We start from the raw sequence: 11,108 nt of genomic DNA on the forward strand, positions 1-11,108 counted from the left end.
AACCTTGTTAACATTAATAAGTAATTACAGGTTTAATAAAAATATGCAACTTTGATGTGTTTTTAGCCTTCCTTCTTTTACTGAAAAACCATTTCAAAACAGGAATTCTACTAAGTAACGGTGTGCCGCTACCTGAATTCTCATTATTAATTTCGTCTAATCCTCCCAATAAGATCATTTCATTATTTTTAACCCTTACAAGAGATTCAAAGTTTTGAGTAGATTTACCTGGAGGAGCCGTATCCGCTACACGACCTGTGAAAGAGTCTTGATCCACAGTTATTTGTAAAGTTATACTTTCATCTGTCGAAACGTATGGTAGAATACTTACACTTAAATTTGCGTCTGTAGGTTTCCATGTCCCTGAATTTAAAACGTCAGTATTTACATTACCTGTTAGTATTCTATTGTTTTGCTCAAAATAATAATCAGTTTGACCGATGGATAAAGTTGCTTGATGCCCGCTTAAAGTAGCAATTCTAGGAGTTGAATGAATCTTAATAATGGAGTTAGTTTCTAGCAACTCAAGGTTCACATAAAAGTTATCGGTCACTTGCCCAATATTGAAAACACCCCAACCATTAAAAACATCTATTAATCGATTTATTCCACTTTGATTAAGCGTTCCATTAACACCTGGGTTTAAAACACCTGTGTTGCTTCTAGGCTGATCATCCTTTCCAATAGTTAAACCAGAGGTAAAATCATAACCTTTTTGATATTGGACTATTATAACTTGTATATCTATTAAAGGTACAACTTCGTCAATTTGCAAAAGATAATCCTCTAATTCTTCAATTAAAATTGGATTACCTGTAACAACAAGACCATTTAATTCTATAAACTCTTTTATCTCAAGATCATCTGTAAAAATTTTTGGCAAGCTAATTAACACATTTTCAATCGTCCTATTTTTCATCTTAATGAGTTTGGACTTTCTAATACCTTCCGTTTTCTCATTTCCAATTAAATAAAGACCATCTTCATAAGTGAAACCATTTTCTCTTCCAGCAAATAGATGCTTTAACAGATCATCAAATGATATTAATTCAACTTTTACTGTACGATTTTCTATAGGTAATTGATCATACAATAAATAATTAACGTTGCTCTTTATGGCAGCCGATTCTATAATCTGTTTCAGTGGCATGTCTTTTACATTAATAGAAATAAACCCATTTTCATTTAAAGAGATATAGTTTTCTCCCAGAACCTGAAAATTGCTAGTTGAATTTGTAGAGCTATTTCTATCTTGAGCAGATTGAGGTTGTTCTTTTGAATTTTCATCCAAAAGATTTAGAAAATAAGTTCCATTTAAATCCTTGTCTAATGATAAATTATTCCCCTTTGCCATTAAATTCAATACGTCATCGATAGGTCTATTAATAATGTACGATGATATAATTTTTTCTTTTAAATCAGGACTTAATATAATATTTTCGCCAGTGACATCAGTAATTGCAGCAGCTACTCTAATCAAAGAGTCATTTCTAATCTTAATTGATAAAAATTTATTCCTAGGATCAAAACTAAGATCCACAGCTTTCTCTTCAATAATCTCTTTTTCAATTATTTCTTTTTTGTTTGCAAAAACCAAAATATCTCTATTATTCCTAAAATCTAAATTGTATTTATCTATTAAAAATAAAAATACGTTCTTAACGGTAACATCATAGAAATTTGTATTGATAGGTTCCATAAACTCTATATCTGCACTAACATTTAATTCATGTTCCTGAGCTAGGACGTTTATAACATCCTCAATAGTTAATCCAGAAATATCAATTTTAATTTTTTCTTTTAAGCCTGGTCGTTTTATAGCATAGTCGTCCAGGATTTTTTCATAATTATTTATTACAGTACTATCAGACACCGTAACGACATCCTGAGCTAGTGTTAAATTACTAAATAGTACACTTACAATGATGATAATGATTCCTCTCATTAAATTAATTCTTTTTGAATGATTGACTGCACCTCACTTATTGATGTCATGCCTTTCGATAAAACTTCTAAAGCTCTAACCTCTAACTTACTATTTTCTTCTTTTAGAAATGATGCATTACTTTCACTTCTCAACATTTGGATTATTGACTCATCAATTTCAAGTAAATCATATACTGCAATTCTTCCCTTAAATCCTATTTGATTGCACATCTTGCACCCTACTGCCTCAAAAATATTACAACTTTCAATACCTAATTTAGAGCACAATAGACTTGAATCTTCTCTTAAAGTTTTACAATTATTGCATAGTTTTCTGATAAGTCTTTGGGCAACTGCAAGATTTAAAGTGTCTGAAATTAAAAAGGGCGGTATCCCCATATCAAGCAACCTGCTAATAATTCCTTTTGCAGAGTTAGTATGTATTGTTGACAAAACAAGATGACCAGTTAAAGAAGCTCTCATAGCCATTTGAGCCGTTTTACTATCTCTTATCTCTCCTAACATAATGATATCAGGATCTTGTCTCAAAAATGATTTCAAAGCACCATCAAACGTCAATCCAACATCTTCTCTTAATTGAACTTGATTAATCCCTTTTAATGTATATTCAATAGGGTCTTCAATAGTCACTATATTTTTAGCAACATCATTCAAACGATTTAATGATGCATAAAGCGTAGTTGTTTTACCAGAACCTGTTGGCCCGCTAATTAAAACTATACCATTAGGCTTATCAATCGATTTCTTAAACATTTTAAGATCCTTTGAAGAAAATCCCAAACTCTCTAATTCTAATTGAGAAGCGTCATTACCTAATATTCTTATTACTGTTTTTTCACCATGAAGAGTTGGTAATACACTTACCCTTAAATCCATCGAAGAGTTCCTTATTCGCCCATCTTGTGGCACACGCTTTTCTGTAATATCAAGATTAGCCTCAATTTTTATTCTATTATTCAGCTCCTTAAACTCTGTTTGATTTAATAAATGTCTTTCTATAAGCTTACCATCTATTCTAAATCTGATGCGGTAAAGGTCTTCAAAGGCTTCAATATGAACATCACTTGCTCTGAGAACTTGTGCTTCCATAATCAAATCTGCTAGACCACGAGAAATAGAGAATTGAAAATCATTCAACACATCTGTTTCAAGATAAAGTCGATTCAATGCACTTTCTATAAAGGAAGTCTCTACATAAGTCATAGAGATATTCTTATCTAATAAAACAGATAAGTCATCCCTAGAATTTTGCATTTCAAGTTCCAAGTCTGCATATAAAAAAAACACATCATTTTCCATTTTCCAAGGAATAACTCTATATTTTTTTGCTAAGGCACTACTTAATAATGAAACTAAACTCTCATTTACTTCAAGTTCTTTCATATTAATGAATTAATAGGTTCATTAAATCCAAATGTTTTTGAAAATTTTACGATTATAAGAAATAAAGCCATATTTCCTGCTAAGGGTATAGTTGGTGATTTAATGCTTTTGAAAAAGCTCAAACCTTTATGTATGAGCAAAGAGAACAGAAATGAAAGTAATAAAAAATACAGCAAGTTTTTAAATGTAAAACAAGATATGATAGAAATTGTAAATACAATATCACCGACACCTAATTTACCTTCAAAAAAATCAAATAAACTCACACCTCTGTACAAATAAAACAATATTAACAATCCGTAAAATAACACAAGTAATAGAAAATTATAGAAAATAACTTCTAAAATCCAATTTATTGCATATGTATTTAAAGCAATAATAGATGAAATCAAGAAAATAGAAATTGCTACATATAAGTTGAGTGTTCTAGATTTAAAATCTTGAAGCACAACCCAAAACATTAGAATAATTAATAATGCATTTAATAAATCAATCATCAAACTCATTCTCGTACTACTTCTTTTAGAATTTTTAATTGATTAATTTCCCAAGTATTGTAATTACCATCAGAATCTAAATCTGAAACACTAATTGCCCTAACAACAAAACTATCAACATCTGCAGAGATTATTTCTATTCTATATACTGCTAGTCCACCTTGATCAACCGTAGGTCTATCTTCAATTCCTAAATCATCTAATGTTGCAGCGTATTTAGAATAACGATAAAAATGACTTTTTTGTAATCCATAAATATAGTTAAGCATTGTCTGGGCTTCTATTGCTTTTGCTTGACTAATTACTGGTGTTTGACTAGGCAAAGCTAACATAAGTAAAATACCGATGATACATAAAACTGTTAGTATCTCAGACAGCGTATATGCTTTAAGTTTTTTTAAATTATGCTTTTTATTCTTTTTAAATTTCATATCAAGGACTCATTATTTTAGAAAGGTCAAACATGGGAGCGTACATCGCGATCATTATTACCCCTACAATTGTACCTATGACAACGATTATTAAAGGTTCTAAGATAGTTCCTATTAATTTAGCCTTATGACTTACATCATCATTATATTGCAAACTAAGTTGATTAAACATTTTTACAAGTGAATTAGATTTTTCACCTACCGAAATCATTGTTATCATCTTGGTATCAAATATATTAAAATTGACCATAGATTCTGACAAAGATTTACCTAAAGCGATATCGTTTTCTATACATGCTATAGCTATTCTCAAAGTTTTATACTCCATAACCTCTTGAGAAAGAGATAATGCTTTAGTTAACTGCACATTTGAGTCTAATAAAATAGACATCGAGGAACAAAACCTATTAAGTGCTATTGTTTTTAGTAATGCGCCAAAAACTGGAACTCTAAACAATGTTTTTTCTTTTGCAATATTAAATTGCTCATTTTTACTAAACACCTTGTTGACAACAACCAGACTTACTACACTTCCTAAAATAGTGTAAGTATAAAATGACAAATCCTGAGAAATATTCATTATTTTCCTAGTCAAATATGGTAAATCTGCCCCAAATTGCTTAAAAACATTTGAAAACATAGGAACAACCATATCGAGCATGAAATAAAGAACCCCAGCCGTAATAAGTAGTATTATTACTGGGTAGGTGAGTAGAGAAATAATTTGTCGTTTCAATTCTATTTTAGACTTAAAATAGTCTGCGAGATTTTCAAGAACTAAAGGTAAATTCTTTGTTTCTTCTGCTATACTTAAACTAATCAATTCAAACTGACTGCAGCCGCCGGCAATTTCAAATGACTCTCTTATTCCCTTACCAGAACTTGTACTTATTAAAATACTCGAAATCATTTTATAAAGCACTTTCTTATTTTTATACTGACTTTTTAAAATCTCGTAAGATGATTTGAGATCCAAACCTGATGTGAGTAATACAGATAGTTCTCGATAAAACATTTCTCGCTCCTTTATACCTAATTTGTTTAGAAAAGAAAAAATACTGATGCCCGATCTAGGCTCAGAATTATCAGGAGCAAACTCATTTTTAATGGTATGTTGTGAGAAATCTATTGCCATTTTTTATTCAAATATTTCAAAATAACAAGGAAAAGAAGATGTGCCATAAGAATGAGATATCATAAAATCAATTTTTAAATATTTTCTATTATTCATCAAAATTGTATCTATAGAACGATAAAATACATTGTGATCATTTGTATCCCTATTACTTACTTTATCAATTCTAGTAGTATCAGTCATACTTTCTAATGTTATAAAACTCTTGTTTTGTCCAATTTTGTTTGCTTCAAATACTTTTCTATTTAAATCGTATGAGATACTGGCAAATTCTTCAGTATTTTGAGAAGTGTCAGAAAACCATTTCATTTGATCGTAAATCGTTGCAATGAAAAAATAAGATATACCTATTATCAATGCGCTTATCAACATAGAAATGAGGGTTTCTGATATAGTAAATGCATCTAGATTTATTTTTTTGTTCCCCATTTAATATTGTATTCTATTATAGTCTCTTGTTTTTGAACAACGTCTAGATCATTTATTAAAAATTCATTTCTGAGATTTTGCTTTGTAACTAAATCTTCAATTCTATCATCATAAGAAGTAAGCGCAAAGAATAACATACTAGCCATCGTAATGCAAATTGCAAGTATAAGCATTGAGAAAATTGTTTCTATGAGTGACGTTGCTTTCAATTAGAACATTTTTGAAATAACATTATACTTAGACTCGCCATCTTTTTCTTCCATATGTAGACCAGTTCTATTTAAAATAATTGGTTCATTTATTATCACGTCACTTATCACATTAAGGCTTTCTTCACTACCGCTTAGTGTCCCTACTGTTGCTGTATAAACATATCCATTAATCTCTCCTTTTAAGAAACTTACTCCTTGACAGTAAACATCTCCTTTTATAAGTACATCTTCTGATAAAATTAATTTTGAAAACGACTCTGTTATATCTTGTGTAACGTCGTCCATAACAATTATATTTCCATTAATTGAAACGTTTTTAGAGACAGACACCATTCCTTTATCTCCTTTTGTTTTTAAAAAAATAGTTGTTCCAGAATCTAACTGTACATCATCTTCTATTTTAATAAATTCAGAAGCTAGTATTTGAACACTTCCTTTAAATCCCTTTTCAACAATAATTCTAGGCGCTACAATCAGACAATTATTCATTTTTGCCGTATTGGCTATTTTAATTATATCAGAAGATTTAATTATGACATTCCCAGATATTTGAAAGTCTTCTATGAGATTGCTTTCTAGGGTAATCTCTATGGTAGGTTGTTTAAAAGAATTTGTTATGATTTTGTTATTTATCTCGCTTTCGCGAAAGCGGAATTCTTCATCTACCTCTGGAACAACAAATTGATCTTTGAGTTTAGAAAGGTTCATAGGAGCTTTTACAAAACTCCCATTTAATTTAAGTTGCGAAGCACTTCCCACAACGGCTTGCAATTTATTATTACTAAAACTTTTTTCTGGAATCATTAAAGATCCATTCAGAACCACTTTGCCTTTATACTTTATTGCTACACCTTTATCGATTGTTCTTAATACATGAATACCGCTAGGTTTTGATTTTATTTTCCAAAAGCTATCTAATTGATCTTGAAAAGAGCGCTTACTGGTACGGAGTTGAAAAATGGAGTAAATACCCCACTTTTTTTCTTTAGTTAAGGCGTCTAATTCTATTTGTGAATAAAAACCATCTCCTATCCTATCAAAATCACCATCACCATCACCGTTGAGGTAATAGTCTTTTAATTTTAAGTGCTGGTAGATATGGTCATTAAGACCATCATAATGATAAAGTAACTTTCCTTTTAAATCACTTAATAAAAAAAGTGAGCCCACTAAAAGAAGCAACACAACGCATAGATATATAGTCTGTATAAGTGACTGCGCTTTAAATCCCTTTCTTGTACCTTCTTTCTCTTCCATTTACTGTTCTTACCTCATATTCTACTTCGGTTTTTCTCTTTGCCTTTTGAGTTTTTTTAACTTGTAAAGAATCTACCTTTTTTAAGCTAGCACTATCTATAGGTTTTAATAAATTCTTTTGCTCTAAATGAACACTATCTTTTGTAGAAGGTTTGAAAATCCATTTCCACTGTCTAACAATCCAGTTATCTCGTTTGATACTTTGGGGCATATCTCCATAATAATAAAGAGTATCTTTTGTTTGATAGTTGATCCACCTTCCTTTTTTCTTCCCTTTTTTGTAAACGCCTGACAGGGCAAGTTCATTATTTACAAAAGTTTTATAATCTCCATGTAATAACCCTTTGTCATAATTAATTCTTTTAATTAATTCACCTTCAATATTATAAGTATTCCATGTACTGTCTTTTTGACCTAAAAAAAACCTGCCATTCTCCTTCAAATCAAAATCGCGACTTTGATGTTGATAAACACCGTGTAACAGTTCTCCAGAATAAGTCCCCTTAGAAACATGAACCCTTCTATCTTTGTACCAGTAATAGTCTATATGGCTATACACCTCTACTTTTTCAGGATCGTGTACCACATAGAATGTATATTGATTTTCTTTATCATATGTTACTCTTTTAGTTATACTACTTAGTGGAAAAGACAGAAATAACAAAATAAACAGTATTCTCATTTTTATTTGCTTAACGATTAGACCCTACGGACTCAGGGGCATAATTTTCGAGTTTGGAATATACGGATTCTATTTCTTTATCAAGGTATGCCTGAGCAAACTTAACATATCTCATAAACGAAGAGCTGCCATATTTATGACCACTTATTTGTCTTACTAATAATTCTGGCATTCCTAATATTAATAATGTAGTTATTGCTGTGCGCCTCATCATATGACTACTCATTTTATTGCAAAAAAGATTTTGCTTTCTAGCACTAACTAATTTTTTCTCAATGCCTCTTTGCTCTCTTTTGTACTCTACTACTTCTGTAAAACCAGCTTTTAAACCTATATCTTTAAGTGTCTCATTAAATTTATTAAGACTCATAGAGCCGAATAAAAGGTTTTTTGTGCTCTTTGTTTTATAAGTGTAATAAATATCTACCGCATAACTAGGAAGAAGAACTGCTGTCTCTGTTTTAGTTTTTTTACTTTTATTAGTAATGTAGTATTTACCTTCTGACTTTTTAAAATTTTTAATAGTTACACTTACTAGGTCAGAGTAACGAAATCCTGTTGTGCAACCCATAATAAACATATCTTTAACAATACGTTCTTTGTTAGTAAGAGTCTTTTCAAATTCTTGATCATGAATTAAAAATTTTAATCTTTCTTGAGAAAGCACGAGAATATCCACTTCTTCTTTACGAACGTAAAAATTCTTGTAAAACTGACCGACATTTAAACCTTCATTATTTTTTAAAAAATTAAAAACTGTTTTTAAGATTTTTATTTGAGACCCTACATAATTGTCATGGCATCCATTTTTATATAAATAGGTAGTAAAAGATGTATAAAATTTTTTCCAATATTTCTGTTCAGAAAGAAATTCCTTCTTAGTAAGTTTATTTGCATTTGCTACTCTCAATTCAATTTCTTTTTCTAGGCAGTATTTACACAATAAAGAATAAGCTTGTTTATAATTTTTAATAGTTCCAGTACTTATGCGCTTGCCATCTTTATTCAATCTTTTGCCATTTTTTGAATCATTTACAAATTTTTTATAAAGAGGTAAAAAGGGTTGTGTAACTTTCATAAAAATATTCCATAAATTATTTTCAATTTTAGCTCTTTTTAAGCAAAAACACGCTATTTTTAATCACTGTTTTAAACAGTTCGTTCTTAGATATAGTGTAAATTGAATAAAACAGCAATATAATCCGTATGGGATGCTCCTAAATAATAGACATGGAAGTGTCGATAGCGACGCGTATCGCTACGGTTTCCAAGGTCAAGAGCGTGATGATGAAGTTAAAGGTGAAGGGAATAGTTATAATTATACCTTTAGAATGCACGATCCTCGATTGGGTAGATTTTTTGCGGTTGATCCGCTTGAACAAAAATACCCTTGGTACACACCTTACCAATTTAGCGGAAATAAGGTGATTCAGTTTATAGAGTTAGAAGGTTTAGAAGAGAATCTAACGCCATATTTAGAACATTTAGATTACAAAACGGTTTTTGAAAAAAATGATGATGTGAGTGTCATTAAAAGGTTCGAGAATGCTGGAAATAATTTTTGGAGATTTATAGATAATACTGGTCACAGATCTTTATACAACTCATCGAGTAGCATTATAAATGAATCTTATTTTTTGATTACAGCGCAAAGGAACTATGATTTACATACTATGCTTGTAGTTCCTGTACAAGAAACTTCGACTAATATTTCTAAGTATGTTACCGAAACTCCAATAGAACAGCAACTTAGTGATGTAGGCGAGTCCTTTACAAAATTGGAAAACTACGAAGCCCCAGTTCAAATGATTTTAACTGGAACCGTAGGTCGAAATTTGTTCAAGCCTAAGTTACCAGGTGTTCGATTGACAAGGTTACCTACAAGGGTGTCAAGTCAAGCAGCAAGTTTCAAAGTTTTGAATATTGCAGATATGCCTTCAGGTTCAGGAGTGATTTACAGGAGATTCAACAAGACGACTAATAAATATTATATAGGTCAGGCTAAAAATATTGAAAGGTATAAAAAAAGGATGAAAGAACATGCGAAGAAAAATCCAGATGCGGAATTTGAATTTGATGTTATTGGAACTGCAAAAGAGGGCACTGCTTTAGATGTTTTAGAAGAATCATACATTCGAAAAGCTGGAGTTCCAACTACTAAAAAAACAGCAGCTAATGGGACTGGCACACTGGAAAATGCAAGATATGAGATGAATGATAAAAAATATAAAGAAGCTGGAGGAACAGTGGAAAAACAAGGTTAATTATGAAAAAAACGAATTTGAATAGTTATTTTTATTTTCTTATTGAAGGTGAAAAATATGTTTGCGGTAGTATTGTAAGAATAGATAAAGATGATATAACTGTAGTGTTTTATGATAATATTTTTGAGTCTTTAGAAACTATCGACTATAGCTTGCTTAATAGGCCAAATATATTTGCTTGCTTAAATACATTTGATCTCTTTTTTGACTTACAAAGGTGGCATGTTCTGAACAAAAAGATCAATGAAAACTATGACGACTTAGTACCAAATACCCTGTCTGGAATATCTCCTGCTAGTGCAGTCGGCGTAGTGAAGTCTTACTTTAATCTCATCCAAAGGGAAGAATATTATTCTAAACATTTTATAAAGTAAATCCCTACATCGCGCTCGTCTGTAACGAGAGTGAATAAACTATAGCGTTTGCAACGCGCGAGGTGCAAATCGCTAAAACCGCGACAAAAGCGTTCCAAAATTGGAACAATTCGCATGATTAAAGGGATTGTAGCCTGATCCTCATATTAAAGAATGTCTTGGTAAATTATACTTCTTATAATCTACCAAGACATTAAAATATGGAGATACTAATTTTCTGTTTTAGATAGGACTCTATTTTTTTATACGAAATTGAATTAGTGAAAGTATTTTTCTTGATTTAAAAGCCCTAGTGCGACTTACATCCTAAGCTTGGTATACAAGCATTGAAATTTTGATTAGTCTTCACTCTAGCTACCTGAGCCTCTTTTATTTTTTGAGTGTATAAATGTTTATCAATTATATCTCCACGTCGCGCTCGTCTGTGACGAGAGTGAATAAACATGGCGTTTGCAACGCGTGAGCAATACTTTTGTAGAAAATATAGTAACAAATAA

The 11,108-nt window shown here is 30.8% G+C and carries 12 protein-coding genes; 2 read left to right on the plus strand and 10 right to left on the minus strand.

What is annotated here, in order from left to right; genetic code table 11:
* Positions 1 to 13: 13 nt before the first annotated feature.
* Genes LY01_RS13710 through LY01_RS13750 form a run of 10 tightly spaced genes read right to left on the minus strand, consistent with a single transcriptional unit; the run spans position 14 to position 9,051 of the window.
* On the minus strand, positions 14 to 1,945 hold the full coding sequence (locus LY01_RS13710; RefSeq protein WP_104516569.1) for a type II secretion system protein GspD: 1,932 nt from the start codon (positions 1,943 to 1,945) through the stop codon (positions 14 to 16).
* A complete protein-coding gene (locus LY01_RS13715) occupies positions 1,945 to 3,330 on the minus strand; it encodes a GspE/PulE family protein (RefSeq protein WP_104516571.1) in 1,386 nt (461 codons plus the stop codon). Before LY01_RS13715 ends, LY01_RS13710 begins: the two co-directional genes overlap by 1 nt.
* Positions 3,327 to 3,827 (minus strand): hypothetical protein, encoded by a 501-nt coding sequence (locus tag LY01_RS13720; protein ID WP_146080442.1) that lies wholly within the window; start codon positions 3,825 to 3,827, stop codon positions 3,327 to 3,329. Before LY01_RS13720 ends, LY01_RS13715 begins: the two co-directional genes overlap by 4 nt.
* 5 nt (positions 3,828 to 3,832) lie before the next feature.
* A complete protein-coding gene (locus tag LY01_RS13725; protein ID WP_104516575.1) occupies positions 3,833 to 4,258 on the minus strand; it encodes a type IV pilin protein in 426 nt (141 codons plus the stop codon).
* A 1-nt stretch (position 4,259) separates the two neighbouring features.
* Positions 4,260 to 5,393, minus strand: coding sequence for a type II secretion system F family protein (locus tag LY01_RS13730; protein ID WP_104516577.1), 1,134 nt, complete (start codon positions 5,391 to 5,393; stop codon positions 4,260 to 4,262).
* Between the two features lie 3 nt (positions 5,394 to 5,396).
* Positions 5,397 to 5,822: a PulJ/GspJ family protein gene (locus LY01_RS13735; RefSeq protein ID WP_104516579.1), complete on the minus strand. Its 426-nt coding sequence runs from the start codon at positions 5,820 to 5,822 to the stop codon at positions 5,397 to 5,399.
* Entirely contained in the window at positions 5,804 to 5,995 is a 192-nt protein-coding gene (locus LY01_RS15050) for a hypothetical protein (RefSeq protein WP_146080443.1), read from the minus strand. Before LY01_RS15050 ends, LY01_RS13735 begins: the two co-directional genes overlap by 19 nt.
* Positions 5,996 to 6,031: 36 nt before the next feature.
* Entirely contained in the window at positions 6,032 to 7,291 is a 1,260-nt protein-coding gene (locus LY01_RS13740; RefSeq protein WP_104516581.1) for a hypothetical protein, read from the minus strand.
* Positions 7,257 to 7,973, minus strand: coding sequence for a toxin-antitoxin system YwqK family antitoxin (locus LY01_RS13745; protein WP_104516583.1), 717 nt, complete (start codon positions 7,971 to 7,973; stop codon positions 7,257 to 7,259). The genes LY01_RS13740 and LY01_RS13745 overlap by 35 nt, the downstream gene beginning before the upstream one ends.
* A gap of 10 nt (positions 7,974 to 7,983) precedes the next feature.
* Positions 7,984 to 9,051 carry a tyrosine-type recombinase/integrase gene (locus LY01_RS13750; protein ID WP_104516585.1) on the minus strand — a complete coding sequence of 356 codons (1,068 nt, stop codon included), beginning with the start codon at positions 9,049 to 9,051 and terminating at the stop codon, positions 7,984 to 7,986.
* Between the two features lie 106 nt (positions 9,052 to 9,157).
* Here LY01_RS13750 and LY01_RS13755 point away from each other — a divergent pair, with 106 nt between their 5' ends.
* Positions 9,158 to 10,237, plus strand: a complete 1,080-nt coding sequence (locus tag LY01_RS13755; protein WP_262497528.1) for a GIY-YIG nuclease family protein — start codon at positions 9,158 to 9,160, stop codon at positions 10,235 to 10,237.
* A 2-nt stretch (positions 10,238 to 10,239) separates the two neighbouring features.
* Positions 10,240 to 10,611 (plus strand): hypothetical protein, encoded by a 372-nt coding sequence (locus LY01_RS13760; protein WP_104516589.1) that lies wholly within the window; start codon positions 10,240 to 10,242, stop codon positions 10,609 to 10,611.
* Positions 10,612 to 11,108: the final 497 nt, after the last annotated feature.

The sequence above is a fragment of the Nonlabens xylanidelens genome (genome assembly GCF_002934445.1).
GTDB classification, from domain to species: Bacteria; Bacteroidota; Bacteroidia; order Flavobacteriales; family Flavobacteriaceae; genus Nonlabens; species Nonlabens xylanidelens.

What these genes read in the sequence shown, in the direction of transcription:
- LY01_RS13735 (WP_104516579.1), bottom strand. Translation starts at nt 5,822, where the DNA reads ATGGGGAACAAAAAAATAAATCTAGATGCATTTACTATATCAGAAACC.
- LY01_RS13715 (WP_104516571.1), bottom strand. Translation starts at nt 3,330, where the DNA reads ATGAAAGAACTTGAAGTAAATGAGAGTTTAGTTTCATTATTAAGTAGT.
- LY01_RS13750 (WP_104516585.1), bottom strand. Translation starts at nt 9,051, where the DNA reads ATGAAAGTTACACAACCCTTTTTACCTCTTTATAAAAAATTTGTAAAT.
- LY01_RS13720 (WP_146080442.1), bottom strand. Translation starts at nt 3,827, where the DNA reads ATGATTGATTTATTAAATGCATTATTAATTATTCTAATGTTTTGGGTT.
- LY01_RS13740 (WP_104516581.1), bottom strand. Translation starts at nt 7,291, where the DNA reads ATGGAAGAGAAAGAAGGTACAAGAAAGGGATTTAAAGCGCAGTCACTT.
- LY01_RS13745 (WP_104516583.1), bottom strand. Translation starts at nt 7,973, where the DNA reads ATGAGAATACTGTTTATTTTGTTATTTCTGTCTTTTCCACTAAGTAGT.
- LY01_RS15050 (WP_146080443.1), bottom strand. Translation starts at nt 5,995, where the DNA reads ATGCTTATACTTGCAATTTGCATTACGATGGCTAGTATGTTATTCTTT.
- LY01_RS13760 (WP_104516589.1), top strand. Translation starts at nt 10,240, where the DNA reads ATGAAAAAAACGAATTTGAATAGTTATTTTTATTTTCTTATTGAAGGT.
- LY01_RS13725 (WP_104516575.1), bottom strand. Translation starts at nt 4,258, where the DNA reads ATGAAATTTAAAAAGAATAAAAAGCATAATTTAAAAAAACTTAAAGCA.
- LY01_RS13730 (WP_104516577.1), bottom strand. Translation starts at nt 5,393, where the DNA reads ATGGCAATAGATTTCTCACAACATACCATTAAAAATGAGTTTGCTCCT.
- LY01_RS13710 (WP_104516569.1), bottom strand. Translation starts at nt 1,945, where the DNA reads ATGAGAGGAATCATTATCATCATTGTAAGTGTACTATTTAGTAATTTA.